Source organism: Monashia sp. HAY1-11D (assembly GCF_056868035.1).
This window is the reverse complement of the sequence record NZ_CP200320.1, coordinates 2,170,564-2,195,892: the sequence shown is the minus strand read 5'-3', so window position 1 is coordinate 2,195,892 and position 25,329 is coordinate 2,170,564. Positions and strand designations below refer to the sequence as shown.

General features: G+C 74.1%; 22 protein-coding genes. 18 read left to right on the top strand and 4 right to left on the bottom strand.

Annotated elements, in window-relative coordinates:
• Nucleotides 1-37: 37 nt before the first annotated feature.
• A complete protein-coding gene (locus tag AC1VM9_RS10150; protein WP_481343756.1) occupies nucleotides 38-418 on the top strand; it encodes a DUF1304 domain-containing protein in 381 nt (126 codons plus the stop codon).
• A gap of 255 nt (nucleotides 419-673) precedes the next feature.
• On the opposite strand, the gene AC1VM9_RS10145 is transcribed toward AC1VM9_RS10150, so the two are convergent.
• Together AC1VM9_RS10145 and paaN are read right to left on the bottom strand one after the other, a co-directional pair.
• Nucleotides 674-2,098 carry an MFS transporter gene (locus AC1VM9_RS10145; protein WP_483122527.1) on the bottom strand — a complete coding sequence of 475 codons (1,425 nt, stop codon included), beginning with the start codon at nucleotides 2,096-2,098 and terminating at the stop codon, nucleotides 674-676.
• A 17-nt stretch (nucleotides 2,099-2,115) separates the two neighbouring features.
• Nucleotides 2,116-3,843: a phenylacetic acid degradation protein PaaN gene (gene paaN / locus AC1VM9_RS10140; RefSeq protein WP_483122526.1), complete on the bottom strand. Its 1,728-nt coding sequence runs from the start codon at nucleotides 3,841-3,843 to the stop codon at nucleotides 2,116-2,118.
• Between the two features lie 56 nt (nucleotides 3,844-3,899).
• Between paaN and AC1VM9_RS10135 the strand changes: the two genes are divergently transcribed.
• The 7 genes from AC1VM9_RS10135 (at nucleotide 3,900) to AC1VM9_RS10105 (ending at nucleotide 11,701) form a co-directional block, all read left to right on the top strand.
• Nucleotides 3,900-5,156, top strand: coding sequence for a 3-hydroxyacyl-CoA dehydrogenase NAD-binding domain-containing protein (locus AC1VM9_RS10135; protein ID WP_483122525.1), 1,257 nt, complete (start codon nucleotides 3,900-3,902; stop codon nucleotides 5,154-5,156).
• On the top strand, nucleotides 5,153-5,647 hold the full coding sequence (gene paaI / locus AC1VM9_RS10130) for a hydroxyphenylacetyl-CoA thioesterase PaaI (RefSeq protein WP_483122523.1): 495 nt from the start codon (nucleotides 5,153-5,155) through the stop codon (nucleotides 5,645-5,647). The genes AC1VM9_RS10135 and paaI overlap by 4 nt, the downstream gene beginning before the upstream one ends.
• Nucleotides 5,648-6,093: 446 nt before the next feature.
• On the top strand, nucleotides 6,094-7,143 hold the full coding sequence (locus tag AC1VM9_RS10125) for a DUF7847 domain-containing protein (RefSeq protein ID WP_483122522.1): 1,050 nt from the start codon (nucleotides 6,094-6,096) through the stop codon (nucleotides 7,141-7,143).
• Nucleotides 7,140-7,826 (top strand): DUF4129 domain-containing protein, encoded by a 687-nt coding sequence (locus tag AC1VM9_RS10120; protein ID WP_483122521.1) that lies wholly within the window; start codon nucleotides 7,140-7,142, stop codon nucleotides 7,824-7,826. The genes AC1VM9_RS10125 and AC1VM9_RS10120 overlap by 4 nt, the downstream gene beginning before the upstream one ends.
• Nucleotides 7,823-9,331 (top strand): DUF4350 domain-containing protein, encoded by a 1,509-nt coding sequence (locus AC1VM9_RS10115; RefSeq protein ID WP_483122520.1) that lies wholly within the window; start codon nucleotides 7,823-7,825, stop codon nucleotides 9,329-9,331. Before AC1VM9_RS10120 ends, AC1VM9_RS10115 begins: the two co-directional genes overlap by 4 nt.
• The gene (locus AC1VM9_RS10110) at nucleotides 9,328-10,392 is read left to right on the top strand and encodes an AAA family ATPase (protein ID WP_481343575.1); all 1,065 of its coding nucleotides are present in this window, start codon (nucleotides 9,328-9,330) and stop codon (nucleotides 10,390-10,392) included. Before AC1VM9_RS10115 ends, AC1VM9_RS10110 begins: the two co-directional genes overlap by 4 nt.
• A 13-nt stretch (nucleotides 10,393-10,405) precedes the next feature.
• Entirely contained in the window at nucleotides 10,406-11,701 is a 1,296-nt protein-coding gene (locus AC1VM9_RS10105) for a DUF58 domain-containing protein (protein WP_481343576.1), read from the top strand.
• Nucleotides 11,702-11,705: 4 nt separating this feature from the next.
• On the opposite strand, the gene AC1VM9_RS10100 is transcribed toward AC1VM9_RS10105, so the two are convergent.
• Entirely contained in the window at nucleotides 11,706-12,701 is a 996-nt protein-coding gene (locus AC1VM9_RS10100; protein WP_483122519.1) for a stage II sporulation protein M, read from the bottom strand.
• A gap of 101 nt (nucleotides 12,702-12,802) precedes the next feature.
• Here AC1VM9_RS10100 and AC1VM9_RS10095 point away from each other — a divergent pair, with 101 nt between their 5' ends.
• From AC1VM9_RS10095 to AC1VM9_RS10070, 6 genes are all read left to right on the top strand, one after another.
• The gene (locus AC1VM9_RS10095; protein WP_481344732.1) at nucleotides 12,803-13,633 is read left to right on the top strand and encodes an RDD family protein; all 831 of its coding nucleotides are present in this window, start codon (nucleotides 12,803-12,805) and stop codon (nucleotides 13,631-13,633) included.
• Nucleotides 13,634-13,782: 149 nt separating this feature from the next.
• Nucleotides 13,783-14,697, top strand: coding sequence for an ABC transporter substrate-binding protein (locus AC1VM9_RS10090; RefSeq protein ID WP_483122518.1), 915 nt, complete (start codon nucleotides 13,783-13,785; stop codon nucleotides 14,695-14,697).
• Nucleotides 14,694-15,674 (top strand): amino acid ABC transporter permease, encoded by a 981-nt coding sequence (locus AC1VM9_RS10085; RefSeq protein WP_481344734.1) that lies wholly within the window; start codon nucleotides 14,694-14,696, stop codon nucleotides 15,672-15,674. The genes AC1VM9_RS10090 and AC1VM9_RS10085 overlap by 4 nt, the downstream gene beginning before the upstream one ends.
• A complete protein-coding gene (locus AC1VM9_RS10080) occupies nucleotides 15,674-16,531 on the top strand; it encodes an amino acid ABC transporter ATP-binding protein (RefSeq protein WP_483122517.1) in 858 nt (285 codons plus the stop codon). Before AC1VM9_RS10085 ends, AC1VM9_RS10080 begins: the two co-directional genes overlap by 1 nt.
• Nucleotides 16,532-16,685: 154 nt before the next feature.
• Nucleotides 16,686-18,005: a phenylacetate--CoA ligase PaaK gene (paaK, locus tag AC1VM9_RS10075; protein ID WP_483122515.1), complete on the top strand. Its 1,320-nt coding sequence runs from the start codon at nucleotides 16,686-16,688 to the stop codon at nucleotides 18,003-18,005.
• A gap of 132 nt (nucleotides 18,006-18,137) precedes the next feature.
• Complete coding sequence (locus AC1VM9_RS10070; RefSeq protein ID WP_483122514.1) at nucleotides 18,138-18,593, top strand: nitroreductase/quinone reductase family protein; 456 nt, start codon at nucleotides 18,138-18,140, stop codon at nucleotides 18,591-18,593.
• Here AC1VM9_RS10070 and AC1VM9_RS10065 read toward each other — a convergent pair.
• Nucleotides 18,585-18,995, bottom strand: a complete 411-nt coding sequence (locus AC1VM9_RS10065) for a GntR family transcriptional regulator (protein WP_481344737.1) — start codon at nucleotides 18,993-18,995, stop codon at nucleotides 18,585-18,587. The two genes, AC1VM9_RS10070 and AC1VM9_RS10065, sit on opposite strands and share 9 nt — an antisense overlap.
• 139 nt (nucleotides 18,996-19,134) lie before the next feature.
• Here AC1VM9_RS10065 and AC1VM9_RS10060 point away from each other — a divergent pair, with 139 nt between their 5' ends.
• The 4 genes from AC1VM9_RS10060 to cydC are packed head-to-tail and all read left to right on the top strand — an operon-like array spanning nucleotide 19,135 to nucleotide 25,324.
• Nucleotides 19,135-20,727 (top strand): cytochrome ubiquinol oxidase subunit I, encoded by a 1,593-nt coding sequence (locus tag AC1VM9_RS10060; protein WP_483122512.1) that lies wholly within the window; start codon nucleotides 19,135-19,137, stop codon nucleotides 20,725-20,727.
• 17 nt (nucleotides 20,728-20,744) lie between these two features.
• Nucleotides 20,745-21,794, top strand: coding sequence for a cytochrome d ubiquinol oxidase subunit II (cydB, locus tag AC1VM9_RS10055; protein ID WP_483122511.1), 1,050 nt, complete (start codon nucleotides 20,745-20,747; stop codon nucleotides 21,792-21,794).
• Between the two features lie 12 nt (nucleotides 21,795-21,806).
• Nucleotides 21,807-23,513, top strand: coding sequence for a thiol reductant ABC exporter subunit CydD (gene cydD / locus AC1VM9_RS10050; RefSeq protein WP_483122510.1), 1,707 nt, complete (start codon nucleotides 21,807-21,809; stop codon nucleotides 23,511-23,513).
• Nucleotides 23,510-25,324, top strand: coding sequence for a thiol reductant ABC exporter subunit CydC (gene cydC, locus AC1VM9_RS10045; protein WP_483122509.1), 1,815 nt, complete (start codon nucleotides 23,510-23,512; stop codon nucleotides 25,322-25,324). The genes cydD and cydC overlap by 4 nt, the downstream gene beginning before the upstream one ends.
• Nucleotides 25,325-25,329: the final 5 nt, after the last annotated feature.

The window sequence follows — 25,329 nt, the reverse complement described above, 5'->3', positions numbered from 1 at the left end:
CGAGCGGCTCGAGTCGGGCGCCCCCTACGATCCGAGCATGAGCGTCGTCGCGAGCGTTGTCGTCGGCCTGGCCGCCCTGCTCCACGCCTACATCTTCTGGATGGAGTCGATCGGCTGGACCCGGCCCGAGGTGTGGCGGCGGTTCGGTGTCGCCGACCAGTCCGCGGCCGACACGACGCGGCCCATGGCGTACAACCAGGGCTTCTACAACCTGTTCCTCGGCCTCGGCGCCGGTCTGGGCATCGTCCTGTGGTGGGCCGGACACCACGAGGTCGGCCGCACGCTCATGCTCTTCTGCACCGGGTCCATGGTGGCGGCGGCAGCGGTGCTGACGACGAGCGGCCGCCGCTACCTGCGGCCGGCGCTGTCCCAGGGCACGGTCCCGCTCATCGGATTCGTCCTGACCCTCCTGACCTGACCCAACGCCTCGACCAGTCACCCGGACGACTCGCCCCGACCACTCGCGTCGACCACTCGCCCCGACCACTCGCCCCGACCCCTTCCGCGGCAACACACCGAGCAGCTGCCAACCCGGGCTGGAGTACCTGTGCCGGGTTGGCAGCTGCTCGGTGTGTTGCGGGGCAGCGGCCTGGGGGACGGCACGGCCGGGGGTCCGGGGGGTCCGGGGGCCCAGGGGTCCGGGGCCGGGCGCCGGGGCGCCGCGCGGTGGGGGTCAGGCGGAGGCGGCTGAGGCGCGGCCGGGGCGGCCGGCGCGGGTGGCGGTCGCGGCACCGATGACGAGGATGAGGACGCCGACGACGGCCGACCCGCTCGCGAGCGCCCCGTAGCCGAGGGACCCCACGACGATGCCGGCCGCGACGCCGCCGCCCGCACCGGCCAGGCCCATGAGCACGTCGGCGAGGCCCTGGGTCGCCGGACGCTCGTCCGTCGAGACGGCGGAGGTGAGCAGCGTCGAGCCGGACACCAGGGTGCACGACCAGCCGACCCCGAGGAGGAAGAGCGCGGCGAGGAGCAGACCCGACCAGCCCGCCGCGGTCCACGACGCGAGCACCGACGCCACCATGAGGACGGCGCCGCCCGCGGTCGCCACCCAGTGGCTGCCCCACCGGTCGACGGCCATCCCGACGAGGGGCGACAGCGCGAACATCCCGAGGATGTGCACCGAGATGACGAAGCCGATGACCTCGAGCTCGGCGTGGCCGTGCTTCATGTGGATCGGCGTCATGACCATGACGCTGACCATGACGAGGTGCCCGAGGGCCATGACGAGCATGCCGGTCAGCGCGCGCGGGTTGGACCGGAGCACCGCGAGGCCGCGGCGCATCGAGCCGTCGTGGTTCGGCGCCTCGCCGGCCGGTGCGGCGGACGGGTCCGCCGGCGCACCGACGGCCTCGCCGGGCGCGTCCACCGGGCCGGCCGAGGCCCCGACCGACGCGTCGGCCGGCAGCACCAGGGACGCCTCGGTGTCCACCCCTCGGGACCGGAGGTCCGCTGCGCGGGACTCGGCGTCGAGGCGTCGCGCGGTCAGGAGCGGGTCGGGACGCAGCAGCCGGTCGACGACGAGCCACGCGAGGACGAACCCGGCCAGCGAGAAGACGAACACGCCGGACAGCTCGGGCAGGCCGAGCACGTGGGCCACGGCCTTGCCGGGCCCCACGAGGTTGGGGCCGGTGACCGAGCCGATCGTCGTGGCCCACACGACCACGGACAGGTCGCGTCCCCGTCGTGCCGGCTCGGCGAGGTCGGCTGCGGCGTACCGGGTCTGGTTGTTGGCCGTCGTGCCGCCGCCGAAGAGGAACATCCCGACGACGAAGAGGGGGAACGAGCGCAGCACCGCGGCGACGACGACGAGCGCGGCGCCGACGAAGGCCAGGCTCAGCCCGAGCCGGAGCCCGATGCGTCGGCCGCGAGATGCTGTGGCGCGAGCCACCGGGATGGTCAGCAGCGCCGTACCCAGCACCTGCGAGGTGGTGCCGACGCCGGCGAGCGCCTCCGTGCCGCTGAGGTCCTCGGCGATGAGGGCGCCGACCGCGATGCCGCAGGCCATGCCGACCCCGCCGAGAACCTGCGAACCGACGAGGGTGCGAACCACCTTGCGCTGCAACGCCGCCCGGTCGGTTGCGACGGGAGTGGGCACCGCCTTCTCCCCGGCGGTCACACGTGCCTGCGCGAGGTGATGACGCGGAACCGGTTGGCGACGAACGCCGCATCGGTGTAGGCGGCGTTGGCGGCCGGGTTGGCTCCCGTGCCGTGGTAGTCGGAGAAGGCGGCGGTCTGGTTGACGAACACCTGGCCGGTGAGGTTCTCCGACAGGGCGACACCGCCCTCGGCCGCCGCCTCGCGGGCGCGGTCGAGGACGTCCTCGGACGTCGAGTACACCGAGGCGGTCATCGCGCCGTGCTCGCGCACCGTGTCGGCGAGCTGGGCCAGCGACTGGTCCGTCGAGGCGGTCCGGATGAGGAAGCCGACCGGGCCGAAACACTCCTGCGTGTAGACGTCCTCGCGCGAGACGTCGACGGCGACGAGCCCGGGTGCGCGCACGACGGCGTCGGGCCAGCTCGGGTGCGTCAGGCGTCGGGAGGCGAGCACGAGGCGGCCGTCGGCGTCGTCGGCCAGCGTCTCGAGGGAGTCGGCGTTGCTGCGGACCTGGTCGTTGACGGTGGCGCCGAGCAGCTCGACCGCCTTGGCGTCCTCGCCCGTGAGACGGGACACGGCGCCGGCCAGCCGCTCGCCGAACTCCTCGAAGCTCAGGTGGCCCTCGTCGGTGTCGACACCGCCGGCGGGCACGTAGACGTTCTGGGGGGCCGTGCACATCTGGCCGGAGTACAGGGTCAGGCTGAAGGCGAGGTTGCCGAGGGCGCCGCGCAGGTCGTCGGTCGAGTCGACGACGACGGTGTTGAGCCCGGCCTTCTCGGTGTACACGAGCTTGCCGAGCGCCGCGCCGCGCTCCTCGAGCCAGGCGCCGAACGCCGGGCCACCGGTGTAGTCGATGATCGCGACCTCGGGCCGCTCGGCGAGCACCTTGGCCAGGCCCTCACCGTCGGACTCGGGCGCGAGCTGGACGAGGGCGGGGTCGAAGCCGGCCTCCTCGAGCACCTCGCGCGCCGCGGCAACCGAGATCGCGAGGGGCAGCACGGCGCGCGGGTGCGGCTTGACGACGACGGGGTTGCCCGTGACGAGCGAGGCGAAGATGCCGGGGTAGGCGTTCCACGTCGGGAACGTGTTGCAGCCGATGACGAGCCCGATGCCGCGCGGCACGAGGCGGTAGTCCTTCTGCATCCGCAGCGGTGCCGGCCTGCCCTCGCGGTCCTTGCCGGGCTTCTCCCAGACGACCGACGCGGGCACGCGCTCCTGCTCGACCAGGCCCGCCGCGACCGCCTCGACCGCACGGTCCTGCGCGTGCGGGCCGCCGGCCTGGAACGACATGACGAAGGGCTGGCCCGAGGTGTGCATGACGGCGTTGGCGATCTCGAAGGAGCGCGCGTTGACGCGGTCGACGATCTCGACGCAGACGGCCGCCCGGACCTGCGGGCCGGCGTCGCACCAGGCGCGCATCGCCTCGCGAGCAGCGGCAAGGCCGGCGTCGAGGTCGAGCGCGGGGTACGTGACGCCGAGGGCCGGGCCGTACGGCGACACCTCGCTGCCGACGGACGTGCCGTCGGTCGGCTGGCTCGCGAGCGCGGCGAACGGCGCGCCGAGGTGCGCCTCGTGGGCGGCCAGCCCCTCCCTGGCGGCGTCCTCGCCGTAGACGCGGGGGCTCGGCGACTCGGGGTAGCGCGAGTAGTACGTGCGGCCGGCCAGCGCCTGACGGATCTCGTCGAGGACGCCGGTGTGGCGGTCGAGCAGCGGGTGGGTGGTGGGCGTCGTCGCCGGTGCAGTCACGCCATCGATGCTAGTCCGGCGCCCGGCGCGCGGACCGGACGAGGCAGGATGGCCGCATGGTCACCGACGACGCCGCCCCGACCCCCACGGACGCCGCAGGCCTCGAGGACGACCGCGGCGGGCAGGCCGCAGGCGAGTCCGCCTTCGGCCGCGTCGCCGTCGTCGGCGCAGGAGCCATGGGAGCCGGCATCGCGCAGGTCGCCGCCGTCGCCGGGCACACCGTCGTCCTCGTCGACGCGGTCCCCGGCGCTGCGGCCTCGGCGCTGGAGCGGATCGGGGCCTCGCTCGAGCGCCTCGCCGACACCGGCCGCATCGAGCAGGCCACCGCCACCGCCACCATGCGACGCCTCGCGACCGCGGAGGCCGTCGGCGACCTGCCGGAGTGCGCCCTCGTCGTCGAGGCGGTGCCCGAGGACCTCGACCTCAAGCGGCGGCTGTTCGCCGAGCTCGCCGAGGGGCAACCCCCGACGGCCGTCCTCGCGACGAACACGAGCAGCATCGACATCGACGCCATCGCCCAGGACGTCACGGACCCCGAGCGCGTCCTCGGCCTGCACTTCTTCAACCCCCCGCCCGTCATGCGCCTCGTCGAGGTGGTGCACGGCACCGTGACCTCGCGCGCCTACGTCGAGCACGCCGTGACGCTCATGGAGGCGTGGGGCAAGACGCCGGTGCGCTGCGCGTCGACGCCGGGGTTCATCGTCAACCGGGTGGCGCGGCCGTTCTACGGCGAGGCGCAGCGCATCGTCGAGTCCGGGGTCGCCGACGCCGCCACCGTCGACTGGATCCTCCGCGAGAGAGGCGGCTTCCCGATGGGGCCGCTCGAGCTGACGGACTTCATCGGCCAGGACGTCAACCTCGCGGTCGGCACGTCGGTGTGGGAGCAGACCGGCCACGACGAGCGCTACGCCCCGACCGACCTGCAGCGTCGGCTCGTCGACGCCGGTCGCCTCGGCCGCAAGACCGGCGCCGGCGTCTACACGTACGGGGCCGACGGTACCCCGACGGACGCCGAGCCAGACCTCGCGCTCGCCGAACGCCTCGTCGGCGGTCCCCTCGAGACCGACCCGCTTGCCCGCACCCTGGCGATGCTCGTCAACGAGGCCGTCGACCTCGTGCACCGCGGCGAGGCGAGCGCCGAGGACGTCGACACCGCGATGCGGCTCGGGACGCGCTACCCCAAGGGGCCGATCGCCTGGGGCCGTGAGATCGGCTTCGACGTGGTCGCCCGGCAGCTCGAGCAGCTCGACGCCACCTTCCCGGGCGGCCGCTACCGGCCCAGCCCGGCGCTCACGGACGGGAGTCTCGCGTGAGCGCCACCGACGCGTCGGACGCCTCGGGCGCGTCGGGCGCGTCGGACGCATCGGGCGCGTCGGACGCGTCCGGGGACGAGGTCGCGGCCGGGGTCGCGTTCGCGCAGCGCATGTGGGACGACGACGAGGCGTCGCGGCGGCTCGGGATGGAGGCCGTCGTCGTCGAGCGCGACCACGCCGTCGTGCGTCTCACCGTCCGCGACGACATGGTCAACGGGCACGCGATCTGCCACGGCGGATTCATCTTCACGCTCGCCGACTCGGCGTTCGCCCTGGCGTGCAACTCCCGCGGTGACCTCACCGTGGCGGCCGGGGCCGACGTCACCTTCACGGCACCGGGACGGCTCGGCGACGTGCTCGTGGCCGACGCCCGGGTCCGCACGGCGTACGGACGCAGCGGCCTCACCGACGTCACGGTGACGCGGGCCGCCGACGGCGTCGTCGTCGCCGAGTTCCGGGGGCGCAGCCGTTCGATCCCGTCGGCCGGCTGAGCGGGCCGCTCCCGCGTCGACCCCGCTCCACGAGCCCGCCCGCGACCGCCCCCGACCGCCCGCGAAGGCCCGGAGTGGCCGGCCGGTGCACTATCCACAGGCCCTCCCGCGGTACCGGACACGGTGTCGTGACGATTGTGGATCACGTGCCGCGGCGGGGCGCCGCGGCGGGGTACATTGCCGCGGACCGACAGGGAGGTTCGCAGACAGTGAGCGACGAGCAGGGGTGGACCACTCCCGGGGCAGCGACGCCGCCCGGTGACGTTCCACGTGACGTTCCACGTGGCGTCCCGAGTGACGTTCCGGGAGACAGGACGCGGGACACGACGGGAGCGGCAGGCGGTGACGCCTGGGCCTCGGCGTCCACCGGCCCGTCCCACGACCCGACGTCCGACGCGTCGTGGGGCCCACCGCCCGGCACCGCACCGTCCACGCCCGCCCAGCCGGTGCCGACGCCCGCCCCGTACGCGGCGTCCCACCCCCCGGCGGCGTACCCGCCCCCGTCGGGATGGGTTCCGCCGCAGCTGGCCCCGAAGCCGGGCATCATCCCGCTCCGGCCACTGACCCTCGGCGAGATCTGGAGCGGGGTCATGACGGCCGTGCGGGGCAACCCGGCGGCCACCATCGGCCTCGCCCTCGTGACGACCGCGGTCGTCCTCGTACCGCTGACGCTCGTCGGCGTGTGGGTCGCCCAGAACATCGCGGGCAGCGCCGCCACGGGTCCGTTCGACGCGACGGCGGACGGCTCCCCCGACGAGTTCTTCCGGATGTTCGACGGCCAGCTGGCCGGCTCGATCCCCCAGATCGCCTCCTACGTCACCGCGCTGCTCCTGCCGCTGTTCATGGCCGTCGTCATCGGCCAGGGCGTGCAGGGCCGACGCATCGGGCTCGGCGAGACGGCACGCGCCGCCCGGGGTCGCATCTGGTCGGCGCTCGGCGTCCTGCTGCTCGTGCTGCTCGCCGGTCTCGTCGCCTTCGGCATCCTCGTCGGCGTGGTCGTGGCCGCGTGGGTGGGCACCGGCGACGGCGACGGCCGCGGGGCCGGCCTCGTCACCTTCCTGGCGGTCGTCGTCGCCATCTGGCTCGTCGTCCTGTTCAGCGTGCGGTGGTGCCTCGCCGTGACGATCGTCGTGCTCGAGGGGGCCGGCCCGGTCACGGCCCTGCGCCGCTCGTGGACGCTGACCCGCAAGCGCGGCTTCTGGCGCATCTTCGGCATCCGGCTGCTGACCGCCATCGTCGTCGGCGTCGCGGGGTCGGTCATCGCCGTGCCCGTGAGCTTTCTCAGCGGCCTGATCTCGGCCGGCGCGGTGACCGGCTCGCTGTGGCTGGTGCCCGTCCTGCAGGCCTGCGTCGTCCTGGTCCAGAGCGTCCTCACGACACCGTTCAGCTCGGGCGTCGACTCGCTGCTCTACGTCGACCAGCGGATCCGTTACGAGGGCCTCGACGTCGCTCTGCTCCAGCGGTCGATGCAGGGCCACGACGCTCGGGCCTCGTGACCCTCGCGTCGGCCCTGCCCACGAGCCCGCCGCTCGACCCGACGGTCGAGCAGGCCCGGGCCTGGCTGGCCCACGAGCTCGCCGCACCGGCGTACGCCGACGACCGCAACCTCCTCGACCGGTTCCGTGACTGGCTCGGCGAGCAGCTGTCCGGTGTCGGTGGCCCGCCGTCGGCGCCGGGCTGGGCGCTGCCGGTCGCGCTCGTCGTCCTCGCCGTGGTCGTGGCCGCCATCCTCGTCGTCGCGGTACGGCGGTCCCCGGTCGTCTCGCGGGCCGGCGCAGGCGGCGGGGTCCTCGACGAGCCGCACCTGACCTCAGCGGACTACCGGGCCCGGGCCGAGGCCGCCCTCGCCCGGGCAGACGCGGCCACCGCCACGGCCGACGCCTTCCGCGCCGTGGCCGCCTCGGCCGCCGAGCGCACCCTCCTCGACGACGTGCCCGGGCGCACCGCCCACGAGATCGGCACGACCCTCGCCACGGTCTTCCCGGTCGAGGCCGGCGAGGTGCGCGACGCCGCCGACCTCTTCGACCGTGTCGTCTACGGACGCGTCCCGGTCGAGGTGGAGGACGCCCGCCGCGTCCTCGACCTCGACGCGCGCCTCGGCGCCACGCGTCCGACCCTCGCGGCGGCCCACGCGGGCGGTGTCCCCGCCGAAGCCGTCGGCCGGGGTGGTGCCCCGTGAGCGCGGCGGTGACCGGGGTCGCCGGTGTGACCGACGTCGCGGGGCCGTCGACCGGTCCGACGGCCTGGAACGCGGCCATCCCGCCCAAGGCGCCGCGCAGCCGGCGCCGCACCGCGGTCCGCGTCCTCGTGCTCGTGCTCGCCGCGGTCGTCGCGATGTGGGCCCTCGCCGCGGTCGTCGCCGGGCCGGCCCGGTCCGGGCTGCCCCTCGACCCCGACGACCCCGGCCACGCCGGCGCCCGGGCGGCGGCCGAGGTGCTTCGCCAGCAGGGCGTCGAGGTGTCCGTCGTGCGCAGCATCGGCGACCTCGAGCGGACGCTCGACTCCGGCGACACCCGCGCCGCGTGGACCGTCGTGCTCACCGACGCCACCTACCTGGGCCAGGGCGCCGCCGAACGGCTCACCCTCGCCGTCGAGCAGACCCACCGGTTCGTTGTCGTCGAGCCCGACGACGTCGAGCTCGGCGACCTCGGCCTGCCGCTCACCGTCACCGACCGCGGCCGCACGCACCTCAGTGCCGGGTGCACGTCGGGCGTCGCCGACCCCACGGACCGGCTCGAGACCTCGTGGAGCAGCTACGGGCTGCTCCACGGCGCTGCCGGCACCGTCCCCTCGGACCGGGCCGGCACCCCCGCCGACCCCACCGACCCCGCCAATCCCACCGATCCGGCCTACCCTAACGACCCAGCCGACCCGGACGCCCCGCAGCCGCCGGTGCTGTCGCGCTCGGCCGCCGGTGCGACGGTGTGCTTCCCGACCCCCGACGCCGCGAGGGGCAGCGGGCAGGGCAGCGGGCAGGCCAGCGGGTCGGACGGCTCCGGGAACACGTCGGAGGGCTCCGGCAGCGCCCCCGCGGGCACCGGCACCCAGCGTTCCGGCGCCCTCGTCGTCCTCCCGCCGGAGGGCCGCGCGCCCGAGACCGTCGTGCTCGGATCGGCCGGGGCGGTCAGCAACGGCCAGGTGCTCGACGCGAGCCACGCGGCGCTGACCCTGCGGACGCTGGGGCCGACGGAGCACCTGCTCTGGTACGTGCCCGGGGTCTCCGACCTCGATGCACCCGACTCCTCGGGCAACCACGTGACGGACCCCGGCCGCGGCGTGCCCGGCTGGCTCACACCGGGGGCGCTGCTCCTGGCCGCCGCCGTCGTCGCGTTCGCACTGGCCCGCGGGCGCCGGCTCGGTCGCCTCGTCGTCGAGCCGCTGCCGGTCGTCGTCCGGGCCGTCGAGACCACCGAGGCCCGCGGCCGGCTCTACCACCGCGCCGCCGACCGGCCGCTCGCGGCGCGGGCGCTGCGCGCCGGCACCCGCACCCGGCTCGCCGACCGCCTCGGCCTGCCGCGCTCGACCCCGGTCGTCGCCCTCGTCGATGCCGCCGCCCGGGCCTCGGGCCTGCCCCGTTCCGACGTCGAGCTCGCGCTCGACGGTCCCGACCCGACCACCGACCGCGACCTGCTGCTGCTCGCGCAGCGGCTGGCCGACCTCGAGGAGAGCGTGCGAAGCGCATGAGCCAGACGCCCGACCCCCAGACCAGCACCGCGCCCACGACACCACCGGACGAGCCCGAGCCGTTCCGGGACGCCCTGCCCCATGCGCCCGGCCCCGACGGCGACGGCCCCTCGGACGCCGCCCGCCAGGCCCTCAACGCCGTGCGCGCCGAGGTGGCCAAGGCCGTCGTCGGGCAGGACGCCGCCGTCAGCGCGGCCATCGTCGCCCTCCTCGCCCGCGGCCACCTCCTCCTCGAGGGCGTCCCCGGCGTCGCCAAGACCCTCCTCGTCCGATCGCTCGCGGCGGCGCTCGACCTCACCGCCAAGCGGGTCCAGTTCACGCCCGACCTCATGCCGGGCGACGTCACCGGCTCGCTCGTGCTCGACCCGCGCACGTCGGACTTCACGTTCCGCGAGGGTCCGGTGTTCACCAACCTGCTCCTCGCGGACGAGATCAACCGGACGCCACCGAAGACCCAGTCGGCGATGCTCGAGGCGATGGAGGAGCGCCAGGTCAGCGTCGAGGGCAGGCCACGCCCGCTGCCGACGCCGTTCCTCGTGGCGGCCACCCAGAACCCCGTCGAGTACGAGGGCACCTATCCCCTGCCGGAGGCCCAGCTCGACCGGTTCCTCCTCAAGGTGACGCTCCCGCTGCCGCCGCGCGAGGACGAAGTCGCCGTGCTGCGACGGCACGCGGCCGGCTTCGACCCGCGTGACCTGTCGAGCGCGGGACTGCGGGCCGTCGCCGGCCGGGCCGACCTCGAGGCGGGCGTGCAGGCCGTGCGGCGCGTCGAGGTGTCGCCCGAGATCGCCGGCTACATCGTCGACATCGCCCGCGCCACGCGCACCTCTCCGTCCATCTCGCTCGGCGTCAGCCCCCGCGGAGCCACGGCGCTGCTCGCGACGAGCCGCGCCTGGGCCTGGCTCAACGGGCGGTGGTTCGTCACGCCCGACGACGTCAAGGCGCTCGCGCACGCGACCCTCGCGCACCGCCTCGCGCTCCGGCCGGAGGCCGAGCTCGAGGGGGTCAGCGTCGCGGCCGTCCTCGACAGCGCCCTCGCCTCCGTGCCGGTGCCCCGGTGAGCGGAGCCGGCCCGTGGTCGTGACGACGCGTGCCGCGTGGGCCCTGCTCGCCGGTGCGGTCCTGCTCGTGTGGTGGCCCTCGACGGGCACCGTGCTGCTGTGGGTAGTCGCCGTCGCGGTGCTCGCGGCGGTCGACGTCGCACTGGCGCCCTCCCCGCGCGCCCTCCGCCTCGAACGCACCGGCCCCGCGCAGGTGCGCCTCGGCGAGACCGTCCCGACCGACCTGCTCGTCACCAACCCCGGGCGCCGGGCGGTCCGTGGCCTGCTGCGCGACGCGTGGCCGCCGTCCGCGGGAGCGACCCCCGACCGGCATCCGCTGCGCGTCGGCGCCGGCGAGCGGGTCCGCGTCCGCACCCCGCTGCGTCCGACGCGGCGGGGGGACCGGGCCGCCGACCGCGTCACCGTGCGCACCGTGGGTCCGCTCGGCCTGGCCGGCCGGCAGCACTCGACGAGCGTTCCGGGCAGCGTCCGGGTCCTGCACCCCTTCCCGTCCCGACGCCACCTGCCCAGCCGCCTTTCGCGGCTGCGCGAGATCGACGGCCGCTCGGCCGTGCGACGCCGCGGCCAGGGCACCGAGTTCGACTCGCTGCGGGACTACGTCGAGGGCGACGACGTCCGCTCGATCGACTGGCGGGCCACGGCGCGCCGGCGCTCCGTCGTCGTGCGCACCTGGCAGCCGGAGCAGCACCGCCACGTCGTCATCGTCGTCGACACGTCGCGCACGAGCGCGGGGCGCGTCGGCGACGTGCCGCGGCTCGACGCCGCCATGGATGCCGCCCTGCTCCTCACGGCTCTCGCGAGCCGGGCCCACGACCGCGTCGACGTCCTGGCCGGCGACCAGGCCGTCCGGGCCCGGGTCGGCGGGTCCGTCGACCGGGCGACGCTGCTCGCCGACGTCGTGTCGGCCCTGGCGCCGGTCGACGCCGCGCTCGTGGAGGCCGACTGGACGGCCCTCGTGTCGGGCCTCGTCGGCCGCGGCCACCACCGCGCCCTCGTCGTGCTCCTGACCCCGCTGGAACCAGCGGCCGTCGAGGAGGGCCTGTTCCCCGTGCTGCCCGCCCTCGTCGCTCGGCACCGGGTCGTCGTCGCCAGCGTGGCCGACCCGGCCGTGACGGCCCTGCGGCAGGCGCGCGAGACCGCCCAGGACGCGTACGCCGCCGCCGCCGCCGAGCGCACGAGCGCCCAGCGCCGCCGCGTCGCGGAGGCCTTGGAACGGATGGGCGTCGACGTCATCGACGCCGACGCCGACGCGCTGCCGCCGCGCCTCGCCGACCACTACCTCCGCCTCAAGAGCGAAGGACTGCTGTGACGCGTCAGCCGGCGACCGGAGCGGCGTCGCCGGCCTCGCGGGCGGACACGTCGCCCGTCGTGCCGCGCCGGTGGGTCCGGCGGCCGATGACGAACACGTAGACGAGGAAGGCGCCCCAGGCGACCAGCCCGATGGCGATGCGCGCGGCCGTCGGCAGCCCCGACGGCGTGACGAAACCCTCGATGACACCACTGACGAGCAGCACCGCCACGAGCCCGAGCGCGATGCCGACGACCGTGCGCCCGGCCCGGGCGAACGACGCCGAGCGCGACAACGGTCCCGGCTCGACCCACGACCAGAACAGCCGCAGACCGGCGCCGCCTGCGACGAACACCGCGGTCAGCTCGAGCAACCCGTGCGGCAGGATGAGCCCGAAGAACAGCGAGGCGCGGTCGTGGCTGACCATGAGCGCCGCGACGATGCCGAGGCCGACGACGTTCTGCCACAGGACGTACAGCACGGGCAGGCCGAGCGCCCCGAACGCGATGCACTGGGCCGCGACCCACGCGTTGTTGACCCAGACCTCCGTGGCGAACTCGTGGTGAGCGAACTCCGTGTAGTACCCGGCGAAGTCCGTGTCGACGTAGGCGTGGATCTGCTCGGCCGTCAGCTGCGACGTGTAGAGCTCGGGGTGCGCCACCGTCCACCATGCCACGAGCGCGGTGACGACGACGCTGCCGACGAGCGTCGACACCCACCAGCGGCGCAGGTCGTAGAGCGCGGCCGGGAAGGTGCTCGTGAAGAAGGCCAGCAGGCCGGCCCACGTCGACGCGTGGCGCCCGGCGAGGGAGAGGCGCGCGCGGGTCAGCAGCGTCGACAGGTGGCGTACGAGCGCCGGGTCCGGCGCCGTCGAGCGCACCTGCGACAGGTGGGTCGAGACGCGTTCGTAGAGGTCCAGCAGCTCGTCGGCCTCGGCGCCCGAGAGGCGGCGCCGCCGGCTCAGCGCGTCGAGGCGCTGCCACTGCTCGTGGTGCGCGGTGACGAGCGCATCGACGTTCACGGCGTCACCCTAGCCGCGCGGGTCCGGCCGCGGGCGGCGTCGGTCCACAACCGGCCGGGTCCGGCCCGCGGGGGGTCCTTCGCGGGGTTAGCCTGCCCCTCGTGACGGCGAACGCGCGCAGCACGCCGGTGCCCTACCGGGGGTACGCGGCGCAGGAGTCGGTGACCGGCGAGGGCGTCGCGCTCGAGCTGCCGGTCGCCAACATCGGCTCCCGGGCGGTGGCGGGCCTCATCGACGTCGTCGTCAACGGCCTGGCCTGCTGGGGCCTGGCCGTGCTCGCGCTCGGCCTCACCGAACGGTCGTCCGAGGCGGTCAGCCGGACCGCCCTCGTGGTCGTCGTCGTCGGGGTGCTCGTCGGCGTGCCGGCCACGACCGAGGCGCTCACCCGCGGCCGGACGCTCGGCAAGCTCGTCATGGGTCTGCGGGTCGTGCGCGACGACGGCGGTCCGGTGTCCTCGCGGCACACCCTGACCCGCGCCCTCGTCGGCTGGCCCGAGGTCTACCTGACCTCCGGTGTCGCGGCCCTCATAGCGGGCCTGTCCAGCTCGCGCGTCAAGCGCCTCGGCGACCAGGCCGCGGGCACGTACGTCGTCGCAGAGCGCAGCCGGCTGACCCTGCCGCCGCCGCCGCAGATGCCGGCCGAGCTCGAGGCGTGGGCCGCCCACGCCGACATCGCCCCGCTCGACCCCGGCCTGGCCGCCGCGCTGCGGCAGTTCCTCCCGCGCGCGGCGTCCTTCGCGCCGCACGCGCGCGACGCCCACGGGCGCCAGCTGCTCGGACGCGTCCTCGCGGCGGTCGCCCCGCCCCCACCCGCGGGACACCACCCCGAGACCGTCCTGCGCGCCGTCGCCGCCGAGCGGTACCGCCGCGACCTCGCGCGGCTCGAGCGCGAGCAGCGGCTGCGCGACGCGGTCCTGCCCCGCGAGCTCTGACGCCGGGCCGGCGTCGGTGACGTGCCCATCTAACGGTTCGGTGTCCCTAGTGTCCACCTGCCGGGATAGGTGGCAGGATCGGCCAGACCCAGCGCAGCGCACCGTCGCGCCTGCCTGACCGATGCAACGCCCGGAAGGACCCCACACGCATGCGCCGCATGTCCCTCATCGCCGCCACCGGCCTCGTCGCCGTCGGCCTCTCGCTGTCCGCCTGCGGGTCGGACTCACTGTCGACCAACCCCGGCAGCGGCGGTTCCGCGGCCGGCGGCCCCGCCACGACGCCGGCCGGTGGCGGCGTCGACCAGGCCCTCGCCGCCAAGGTGCCCGCAGCCCTCAAGAGCAAGGGCGTCATCACCGTCGGCACCGACCCGACGTACGCGCCGAACGAGATGCTCGGCTCCGACGGCAAGACGGTCGAGGGCTTCGACGTCGACGTCTTCAACGCCGTGGCCGCCAAGCTCGGCCTCAAGACCGAGTGGCAGCCGGCCGGCTTCCCCACGATCATCCTCGGCGTCACGAGCGGCAAGTACGACATCGGCGTCTCGAGCTTCACCATCAACCCCGACCGCAAGAAGCAGGTCAACATGGTGAGCTACTACAAGGCCGGCACCCAGTGGGTCGTCGCCAAGGGCAACCCCGAGAAGGTCACCATGGACGACGTCTGCGGCAAGAGCGTCGGTGCCCAGAAGGGCACCGTCCAGGCCGACGACCTCGCCGCCCGCAGCAAGAAGTGCACCGACGCCGGCAAGCCGGCCATCACCATGGTCATCCAGGAGGGCCAGAACCAGGTGACGTCCGACGTCGTCAGCGGCAAGACCGTCGCGATGCTCGCCGACTCGCCGGTCGGCCTCTACGCCGTCAAGACGACGGGCCAGCTCGAGCCGCTCGGCGACATCTACGACTCGGCCCCCTACGGATTCGTCGTCCCCAAGGACCAGACCGACTTCGCCAACCTCCTCGTCGAGGCCCTCAAGGCCACCAAGGCCGACGGCAGCTACGAGGCCGCCCTGAAGAAGTACTCGGTCGAGGCCGGCGCCATCGACGACTTCGCCCTGAACCCGTGAGCGAGACCACCGGCACCACGACGGGCTCGTCCCCGGCCGCACCCGCGGCCGGGGACCGCCCCGGCATCATCGACGCGCGGCCGGTGCCCCACCCCGGCCGGTGGGTGGCGCTCGTCGTCATCCTCGTGCTGCTCGCGATGCTGATCAGCTCGTTCCTGACCAACGACCGCTGGAACTTCCCCAAGGCGCTCGAGATCATGAACCAGTCGCCCGTCCTCGAGGGGCTCTGGAAGGGCACGATCATCGGCACCGTCGGCGCGATGGTCATCGGTGTGGTCGGCGGCGTCCTCGTCGCGATCCTGCGCCTGTCGCCCAACCCGGTGCTGCGCGGCGTCTCCTTCGTCTACACGTGGTTCTTCCGCGGCATCCCGCGTCTCGTGCTCCTCGCGATGATCGGCAGCGGCCTCGGCTACCTCTACAGCCACATCGACTTCGGGGTGCCGTTCGGCGAGCAGCTCGCCTCGCTGATGGGCCTGGACCGCAGCTTCACGTTCTTCACGCTCAACGTCAACCAGTTCTCGAGCACGCTCCTCGCCGGCATCATCGGCCTGGGCCTGTCCGAGGCCGCCTACATGGCCGAGATCGCCCGCGCCGGGATCCTGTCGGTCGACCAGGGCCAGAACGAGGCGGCGGCCGCGCTCGGCATGAGCCGAGGCCAGGCGATGCGGCGGATCGTCCTGCCCCAGGCGATGCGCGTCATCGTGCCGCCGACCGGCAACGAGACCATCGCGATGGTCAAGGACACCTCGCTGCTGTCGGCGATCCCGGTCATCACCGAGCTCTTCTACCAGACGAGCGCGATCGGCAACCGGACGCTGCTCATCATGCCGGCGTTCGTCGCCGTCACCGCGTGGTACCTCGTCGTCGGGTCCGTGCTCATGGTCGGCCAGTACTTCCTCGAGCGACGTTTCGGGCGCGGCTTCGGCGCACCGAGCAACAGGCGGTTCGCGCGACCGGCCGGGGCAGGAGGCGCCTGATGCCAGACACGACCACGACCACGGGCGCGTCGAGGGGGCCGGGGCGGCGGCGTCCGGGCACCGACGAGGAGCAGCCGCTCGTCCGGGCCCTCAACGTCCTGAAGAGCTTCCACGGCAACGAGGTGCTCAAGGGCATCGACCTCGACGTCCACCGCGGCGAGGTCGTCTGCCTCCTCGGCCCGTCGGGGTCGGGCAAGACGACGTTCCTGCGCTGCATCAACCAGCTCGAGCAGATCGACGGCGGCCGCATCTGGGTCGACGGCGACCTCGTGGGGTTCCGCGAGGAGAACGGCCACCTGCACCACCTGACCGACAAGCAGGTGGCCGCGCAGCGCCGCGAGATCGGCATGGTGTTCCAGCGCTTCAACCTCTTCCCGCACATGACGGCCCTCGAGAACGTCATCGAGGCCCCGGTCCAGGTCAAGGGCGTCGGCAAGAAGGCGGCGCGCGAGCGGGCCCAGCAGCTGCTCGAGCAGGTGGGCCTGGCCGACAAGGCCGGGTCCTACCCGGCGCAGCTGTCGGGCGGCCAGCAGCAGCGCGTCGCGATCGCGCGGGCGCTCGCCATGGAGCCGAAGCTCATGCTCTTCGACGAGCCCACCTCGGCCCTCGACCCCGAGCTGGTCGGCGACGTGCTCCGGGTCATGCGCGAGCTCGCCCGCGACGGCATGACGATGATCGTCGTGACGCACGAGATGGGCTTCGCCCGGGACGTCGCCGACCACGTCGTGTTCATGGACGGCGGTGTCGTCGTCGAGGAGGGGGCGCCCAAGGACGTCATCGGCAACCCGCAGCACGATCGCACCCGCACCTTCCTCAAGCGGATGCGCGCGGACTCCCACGACGACGCGGGCGCCTGACGCGTCACCGACCCGGCCGCGGCGCGTCCGCCCAGCCCGGACGCCACGTCACCCCGCAACACACCGAACAGCTGCCAGCTCCGCACGGAGTACCCGTGACGGGTTGGCAGCTGCTCGGTGTGTTGCGGTTCGGGGGTGGGTGACAATGGGCGGCATGACGACGGAGTCACCGGGGCCTCGGCCCGCCCTGCCGGACCACGAGATCCCGACGCTGTCGGTCGACGAGCTGCGCACGCTCCAGCTCGAGCGCCTGCAGGCGACGGTGCGGCGGGTGTATGACAACGTCTCGCACTACCGGAAGGCGTTGGAGGACAAGGACGTTCACCCGGATGATGTGCGAGGGCTGGCGGACCTGCGGCACCTGCCGTTCACGACCAAGGCGGACCTGCGCGCCAACTATCCGTTCGGGATGTTCGCGGTGCCGCGCGAGCACGTCGTCCGCATCCACGCCAGCTCGGGCACGACCGGCCGCCCGACCGTCGTCGGCTACACGCGGCGCGACGTCGACACGTGGGCCGACCTCATGGCCCGCTCGATCCGCCTGGCGGGCGGCCACCCGGGCGACGTCGTCCACGTCGCGTACGGCTACGGGCTGTTCACGGGCGGCCTCGGCGCGCACTACGGCGTCGAGCGGCTCGGGGCCACCGTCGTGCCGGTCAGCGGCGGCATGACCGAGCGACAGGTCCAGCTCATCCAGGACTTCGGCCCGCGGGTCATCATGGTGACGCCGAGCTACTTCCTGTCCCTGCTCGACGAGATGGAACGCGCCGGTCTCGACCCCTCCGCGACGAGCCTGCAGGTCGGCATCTTCGGCGCCGAGCCGTGGACCGAGTCGATGCGCCAGGAGATCGAGCGACGCACCGGCATGGACGCCGTCGACATCTACGGCCTGTCGGAGGTCATGGGGCCGGGCGTGGCGCAGGAGGCGGCCACGACGAAGGACGGCCTGCACGTGTGGGAGGACCACTTCTACCCCGAGGTCATCGACCCGGTCACCGAGGAGGTGCTGCCCGACGGTGAGCTCGGCGAGCTCGTCCTCACGTCGCTGACCAAGGAGGCGATGCCGGTGCTGCGCTACCGGACCCGCGACCTGACCCGGCTGCTCCCGGGCACCGCCGTGCCCTCGATGCGGCGCATGGCCAAGGTGACCGGTCGCACCGACGACATGATGATCATCCGTGGGGTCAACGTGTTCCCGACCCAGATCGAGGAGCACGTCCTCGCCGAGCCGGGGCTCTCGCCGTACTTCCAGTGCGTCCTGAGCCAGCCGGGCCGGATGGTCGAGCTGACGGTTCTCGTCGAGCCCCTCGAGCGCCTGTCGGAGGACGCGACCCTTGAGGTCGCGCGCCGCCTCGAGCACGCGGTCAAGACGCACGTCGGGGTGACGTGCCGCGTCGAGGTCCGCGCGCCGGGGTCGATCGAGCGGTCGATCGGCAAGGCCCGCCGGATCGTCGACGAGCGTCCCAGGGCCTGACGCGCCTGCTGCCACCGCCCCGCCGACGGGTCGGCTTCCGCGCGATTCGGTCCCGAGAAGGGCCCGACCGGTGCTTCACTCAGGCGAGGACGTCCGGGTCGGCCCGGACGCCGGCGAGCGAGCGAGGTCCCGATGGCATCGATCGGCCAGCGTCTGTGGAAGGTCGGCAGCATCGTCGCCGTCTGGGTGTACCGGCGCACCGGGGGCCGGCTCGGCGGTACGGCCAAGGGCGGCAGCCGCGTCCTGCTGCTCACCGTGGCGGGCCGCAGGACCGGCGTGCCGCACACGGTGCCCGTCGGGTACGTGCTCCGCGACGGCGCCTACTACCTGGCGGCCTCCGCCGGCGGGCAGCACGCCGAGCCGCAGTGGATCCGCAACCTGCGGGCGGCCACGTCGGCGACGATCGAGGTGGGCCGCGAGCGCCACGAGGTCGCCGTGGAGGTGCTGCGTGGCGCCTCGCGAGACGCGGCGTGGGACGACGTCATCGTCGCCACCCACCCGTTCTTCGCCGACTACGAGACGAAGGCGGGCCGCACCATCGCCGTGGCGAGGCTGACGCCCACGGAGTCCGGCGTCGGGTCAGCCTGAGGCCGGGGGCCGGAAGGCACGGCGCACCGCGTCGAGCGCGTCCGCCTCGCCGAACCCGGCGTCGCGCACGCCCGCGACGAACCGTGCGGCGAGCGCCTCCAGGGCGACCTCGCCGGCGTGCGCCCCGGTGGCGACGGTCGTGCCGGCGCGTCGACCGGTGACGACGAGACCCGCGGCCTCGAGCTGCTTGACGGCGCGGGCGACGGTGCCGGCGGCGACGCCGAGCTCGGTGGCCAGCCCACGGACCGTGGGCAGGCGGTCGCCGGGCAGGAGCCGCCCGCTCGTGATGAGGTCGGCGAGGCCGACGCGCACCTGCTCGAAGGGCGGGGCGGCCGCGTCGAGGTCGACGCGCACGAGTCCGCCACCGCCGGAACCGTCCACCGTCACCGTGCGTGCATCCACGCGGCCCATCCTCGCCGGTGCGGCCGGGCGTGGCGCGCCTCACACGCCGAACACCTCCCCGACGTGCTGTAGTACTACAGGGTGTCGTATCCTCTACTACGTCATGTAGTTCGCCAGTCTCTCCGTGTCGGGAGCCTCCATGGATGCCACAGACCTGGCCAGGTGGCAGTTCGCCATCACCACCGTCTACCACTTCCTCTTCGTGCCGATCACCATCGGCATGTCCCTCGTCGTCGCCGTCTTCAACACGCTGTGGGTCCGCACCCGCGACGAGCAGTGGATGCGGCTCGCCTCCTTCTTCGGCAAGCTCTTCCTCATCAACTTCGCGCTCGGGCTCGTCACGGGCATCGTGCAGGAGTTCCAGTTCGGGATGAACTGGAGCGACTACTCACGCTTCGTCGGTGACATCTTCGGTGCCCCGCTGGCCATCGAGGCGCTCCTCGCCTTCTTCCTCGAGTCGACCTTCCTCGGCCTGTGGATCTTCGGCCGCGGTCGCCTCCCCGAGAAGCTGCACGCCGCGACGATGTGGGTCGTCCACGTCGGCACCGTGCTGTCGGCGTACTTCATCCTCGCCGCCAACTCGTTCATGCAGCACCCGGTCGGCTTCCGGTTCAACCCCCAGAGCGGGCGCGCCGAGCTGACCGACTTCTTCGCGGTCCTGACGAACAAGGTGCAGCTCGTCACCTTCCCGCACGTCGTGCTGTCCGCCTACATGACCGGCGCCGGTGTCGTCATGGGCGTCTCGCTGTGGCTGATGCGACGCGAGGCACGCCGGGCCGCGGGTGTGGCCGCAGTGGCCACGGTGGCCGGGGCCGGGGCGGCCGCCGAGCCGACCGGGGCGGCCGCCGAGCCGGCCGAGACGGCCGCCGAGCCGGCTGAGACCACGCCACACCCGGGTGCCGCTGTGTCGGCCGGCGGCTCGGAGGCCGGGATGTACCGGCGCGCGACGCGTCTGGCCGCCGTGTTCTGCCTCGTCGCGGCGGCGGGCGTCGCCCTGTCCGGTGACGTCCAGGGCAAGATCATGACCGAGGTCCAGCCGATGAAGATGGCCGCCGCGGAGGCGCTCTACGACTCGGTCCCGGCCGGTCAGGGCGCGCCCTTCTCGGTGCTGTCGGTCGGCTCCCTCGACGGCTCGCACGCCAACGCCGTCATCGAGGTTCCCGGCCTGCTCAGCTTCCTGGCCACCGGCTCGTTCGACGGTGCCGTCCAGGGCATCAACGACCTCAAGGCCGAGTACGCCCAGCGGTACGGGGCCTCCGGCGACCCGCTCGTCGCCGACGCGGCCACCGCCTATGCGCCCAACATCCCGACCACGTACTGGACGTTCCGTCTCATGATCGGGCTCGGCGTCGCCACGGCCCTCATCGCCCTCGCCGTCCTGTGGCTGACCCGCAGGGGCCGCACCCCGACCCAGCGCTGGCTCGTGTGGCTGGGCATCGCGGCACCGCTCCTGCCGGTGTTCGCGAACAGCTTCGGCTGGATCTTCACCGAGGTCGGTCGCCAGCCGTGGGTCGTCTTCGGCCTCATGACGACCGCCCACGGCGTGTCGCCGGGTGTGTCCGTCGGCGAGGTCCTCACCTCGATGGTCGTCTTCACCCTCCTGTACGGAGCGCTGGCCGTCGTCGAGGTCAAGCTCTTCCTCCACTACGTCCGAAAGGGTGCCGAGCCGTTCGAGCAGCCTCCGGACCCGAGCGAGCGGGACGAGGACGCACCCCTCGTCTTCGCCTACTGAAAGGCGCGTGACCACCCATGGACCTCGCAACCTTCTGGTTCATCGTCCTCGGCATCCTCTGGACCGGCTACCTCGTCCTCGAGGGCTTCGACTTCGGCGTCGGCATGCTCCTACCGGTGCTGGGGGGTCGGCGGTACGCGTCCGACGCGGCCGACGCGCAGAAGCGCCGGCGCGTCCTGCTCAACACCATCGGGCCGGTGTGGGACGGCAACGAGGTCTGGGTGCTGACCGCCGGTGGCGCGACGTTCGCGGCCTTCCCGCACTGGTACGCCACGCTCTTCAGCGGCTTCTACCTGCCGCTGCTCGTCATCCTCGTCGCGCTCATCGTGCGCAACCTCGGGTTCGAGTACCGGCACAAGCGTGACGACGCCCGGTGGAAGGCACGCTGGGACCAGGCGATCTTCTGGGGCTCGCTCGTGCCCGCCCTCCTGTGGGGCGTCGCACTGACGAACATCGTGCGCGGCGTACCGATCGACGCGCACAAGGAGTTCACCGGCACCGTCCTCACCCTGCTCAACCCGATGGGCCTGCTCGGCGGGATCGTCTTCGTGGCGCTGTTCCTCACCCACGGCGCGATCTTCGTGGCGCTGAAGACCGACGGGCAGATCCGCCACGAGGCACAGGTCATCGCCCAGCGGGTCGGTGGCGTCGCCGCGGGGGCGGCGGTCGTGCTGCTGCTGTGGCTGGGTGTGACCGACGGCAAGGTCGCCTCGTGGGCCACGACGGTCGTGGCGGCTGTGGCGCTGCTCGGCGCGCTGGCGGCCAACCGCGCCGGACGCGAGGGGTGGGCGTTCGTCGGCACGGCGACGACGATTGCCATGGCGGTCGCGACGTACTTCCTCGTGCTGTTCCCGAACGTCATGCCCTCGACGACCGACCCGGCGTTCAACCTGACCGTCGACAACGCGTCGAGCACCGACTACACGCTCAAGGTCATGACGATCGTCGCGCTCGTCTTCACGCCGATCGTCCTGCTCTACCAAGGCTGGACGTACTGGGTGTTCCGGAAGCGCTTGACCACCAAGCACATTCCCGAGGACGCTCCGCTCGTTCCCAGCGGTACCTGAGGGGCCGACGACGTGAGACCCTTCGACCCACGGCTGCTCCGGGTGGTCCCCGCCGCCCGGAGGCCCGCCCTCGCCCTCGGCGCCTTGGGCGTCGCGAGCGGCGTCGCGACGATCGCCACCGCCTTCGCCCTGTCGGCCGTCGTCGTCGGCGTCGTCGACGGGTCCGGGCTCGTCGGCCCGCTGACCTGGCTCGGCGCGCTGTTCCTCGTGCGCGCCGGGCTCGCCGCCGGCAACGAGGCCGTCGCGGCGTGGGCCGGCGTGGCGGTGTCGTCGGCGCTGCGCTCCGCGCTGCTGCGCCACTGGGGCCGGGTCGACGCCGACACGGCGCCCGAGCCCGGCCGTGCCGTGGCGCTCGCCACCGCGGGCCCGAGCGCGGTCGAGCCGTACGCGTCGAGGTACCTGCCGACGCTCGTCACCGCCGCGTTCGTTCCGGTCGTCGCCCTCGGCACCCTCGTCGTCGTCGACTGGCCGAGCGCGCTCGTCGTCGCGCTGACGCTGCCGCTGCTGCCGCTGTTCGCCGCGCTCATCGGCCGCGCCACCGCCGACACGACCGAGCGGCGCTGGGCGGCACTGGCCGCGCTCGCGGGCCACTTCCTCGACGTCGTCCGTGGCCTGCCGACGCTCGTGTCCTACGGTCGCGCGCGGCGCCAGGTCGAGACGGTGCGCGAGGTCAGCGACCGGCACCGCCGCGCGACGATGGAGACCCTCCGCATCGCGTTCCTGTCCTCGGCCGCCCTCGAGCTGCTCGCGACGATCTCCGTGGCGATCGTCGCCGTGACCGTCGGGCTGCGCCTGTCGAACGGGTCGATGGCCCTCGGCCCGGCCCTCGTCGCGATCCTCCTCGCCCCGGAGGCGTACTGGCCCGTGCGACGGGTCGGCGCCGAGTTCCATGCCGCCGCCGACGGCGCCGCCGCCCTCGACGCCCTCCTCGCCGAGCTGGCCACCTCCGCCACCCCCTCCCCCTCCTTGGGACCGAACGAGTCGTTCGGTGCCGAACGCGTCGGTGCACCGGCCGGTTCGCGACCGAACGACTCGTTCGGTGCCCGAAGCCGCGGGGTGGCCGGGCGTGCGGGAGAGGTGCGGGCCTCCCGGCTGACCTACGCCTACGGGCCGGCGTCCTCCCCCGTCGTCGAGGACCTCGACCTCGTCGCCGGACCCGGGCTCACCGTCGTCACCGGTGAGTCCGGTGCCGGCAAGTCGACGCTGCTCGACCTCCTCGCCGGACTGCGCACGCCGACGACGGGCACCGTCTCCGCACCGCCGTCGCACTACCTGACGCAGCGTCCGTTCCTGCCCACCGGGTCGGTCCGGGCCGCCCTGACCATCGGGCACCCGGCCACCGACGAGCAGCTGTGGCACGCCCTGCGCACCGTCGGCGTCGACGGCGTCGTCGCAGCGCTGCCGGGTGGCCTGTCGGCCTCGCTCGGGGACGACGGCTTCGGCCTGTCCGCCGGCCAGCGTCAGCGCCTCGCCCTCGCCCGGGCCTGGCTCGCCCCGGAGACCGTCCTCCTCCTCGACGAGCCGACCGCCCACGTGGACGCCGGCGGCGCCGAGTCCCTCGCGGACGTCGTCGCCGAGCTGGCCGAGCGTCGCGTCGTCGTCGCCGTGACCCACCGCGACGAGCTCGTGCGCCGGGCCGACCACCACGTCGTCCTCTCGCGCCACGGCCGTGCGCCCGCCCGAACCGCCCCCGGTCCCGCGAAGGAGGCGACCCGGTGACCCCCACCGCCACCTCGCGGCCCGCGTCACGTCCCCCACGGGGCGTCGCGCGTCCCGCCACCGCTGCCACCACCGCCACCCGGCGGCGCGGCGTCTCGTGGCCGTCTGCCGGCACGGTCCGCGGGGGCCTCCTCGGGGGCGTCGCCACCGCCTCGGGCATGGCGCTCACGGCGACGTCCGGCTGGCTGATCGTCCGCGCCGCCGAGCGGCCCGTTGTCCTCACGCTGCTCACGGCGATCGTCATGGTGCGCGCCTTCGGGATCGCGCGACCGGTGTTCCGCTACGCCGAGCGGCTCGTCAGCCACGACGCGGCGCTGCGGCTGCTGGCCGAACGACGCACCGACGCCTACGCCCGCCTCGTGCCGCTGACCCCCGCGCGGCTGGGCCGACGCCGCCGGGCGGACGTCCTGACCGGCGTCGTCGAGGACCTCACCGACGCCGTCGACGCGCAGGTGCGCGTCACCGTGCCCGTCATCTCGACCGTCCTGGCCGGTGGCCTCGTCATCGCGGTCGTCGCGGCGGTCGCCCTGCCCGTGGGCCTCGTGCTGCTGGCCCTCGCGGTCGTCGTCGGTGTCGTGTGCGCCGTCGCGCTCGCCCTCGAGTCCCGTTCCCTCCCGGACCTGCTCGCGGCCCGAGCCGAGGTCGCGCGGGTCAGCGAGCTGATGGCCACGCAGTCCCGGGAGCTGCGCGCGGTCGGCGGTTGGGACACGGCGCTCGGGTGGCTCGACGACGCCCACCGCACCCTCGGGCAGGTCACGCGCCGCATCAGCCTGGGTCGTGCCACGGCCGCAGCGCTGTTCCTCGTCGGCGTGGGCGCCGCCGTGGCCGCCACCGCCGTCATCGCCCGGGGCCTCGATGTCGCCACGCCCGTCAAGGCCCTCCTCGTCCTGACCCCCGTCGCGGTGTCGGAGGCCATCACGCCGCTCGTCGACGCGATGCGTGCCCTCGCCCGCGCACGTGGCAGCGAGGCGCGCATCGACGCGCTCCTCGACAGCGACCCCGCCGTCGTCGACCCGGCCGCAGACGCGGCCCCCGACGCCGTCACCGGGGGGTCGGACGCCGACGCTGCCGACCACCTCTCCGCTGCCGGGGGCGTCGCCGTCGACGTGCGCGACGTAACGGCGTCGTGGACGGGCCGCCGCACCGACCTCGGCCCGCTCGACCTCGACCTGCGGCCCGGCAGCCGCGTCGTCGTCACCGGACCGAACGGCACCGGCAAGTCGACCCTGCTCGCCGTCCTGGCCCGGCACCTCGACCCGTCGGGCGGCAGCTATGCGCTCGACGGCAGCGACGCGCTCGGCGTCCCGCTCGAGGCCGCGCGGTTGCGCATCGCGGTCGTCGACGACGAGCCCCACGTCTTCGCCACGACGCTGCGCAACAACCTGACGCTCGCCCGTCCGGACGCGTCCGACGCCGAGGTCGAGGCTGCCCTGGACGCCGCCGGCCTCGGCGGGCTCCTCGCCGACCTGCCGGACGGGCTCGACACCACTCTCGGGGCGTCCGGACGCGGTCTGTCCGGGGGCGAACGGGCCCGGCTCGGCATCGCGCGAGCCCACGTCAGCCGCCGCCCGCTCGTCCTGCTCGACGAGCCGGTGGCCCACCTCGACCCACCGACCGCGCGCGCCGTGCTCGCCGACCTGACCGGCGCGGCAGAGGCTCGCCAGACGCTCGTCATGGTGACCCACCGTGACGAAGGGACCGACCTGTTCGACCGGGTCGTCGCCCTGCACCACCCGGCATCGGGCACGATGCCACCCAGCACCGCGACCGGCGACGACGGCCGCGGGTCCGGATCCGGCGAGCGCCGGTAGATTGG

Coding starts and splice junctions, on each gene's coding strand:
- paaK (WP_483122515.1), top strand. CDS start 16,686: ATGACGACGGAGTCACCGGGGCCTCGGCCCGCCCTGCCGGACCACGAG.
- AC1VM9_RS10110 (WP_481343575.1), top strand. CDS start 9,328: ATGAGCCAGACGCCCGACCCCCAGACCAGCACCGCGCCCACGACACCA.
- cydB (WP_483122511.1), top strand. CDS start 20,745: ATGGACCTCGCAACCTTCTGGTTCATCGTCCTCGGCATCCTCTGGACC.
- AC1VM9_RS10090 (WP_483122518.1), top strand. CDS start 13,783: ATGCGCCGCATGTCCCTCATCGCCGCCACCGGCCTCGTCGCCGTCGGC.
- AC1VM9_RS10080 (WP_483122517.1), top strand. CDS start 15,674: ATGCCAGACACGACCACGACCACGGGCGCGTCGAGGGGGCCGGGGCGG.
- AC1VM9_RS10060 (WP_483122512.1), top strand. CDS start 19,135: ATGGATGCCACAGACCTGGCCAGGTGGCAGTTCGCCATCACCACCGTC.
- AC1VM9_RS10150 (WP_481343756.1), top strand. CDS start 38: ATGAGCGTCGTCGCGAGCGTTGTCGTCGGCCTGGCCGCCCTGCTCCAC.
- AC1VM9_RS10135 (WP_483122525.1), top strand. CDS start 3,900: ATGGTCACCGACGACGCCGCCCCGACCCCCACGGACGCCGCAGGCCTC.
- AC1VM9_RS10070 (WP_483122514.1), top strand. CDS start 18,138: ATGGCATCGATCGGCCAGCGTCTGTGGAAGGTCGGCAGCATCGTCGCC.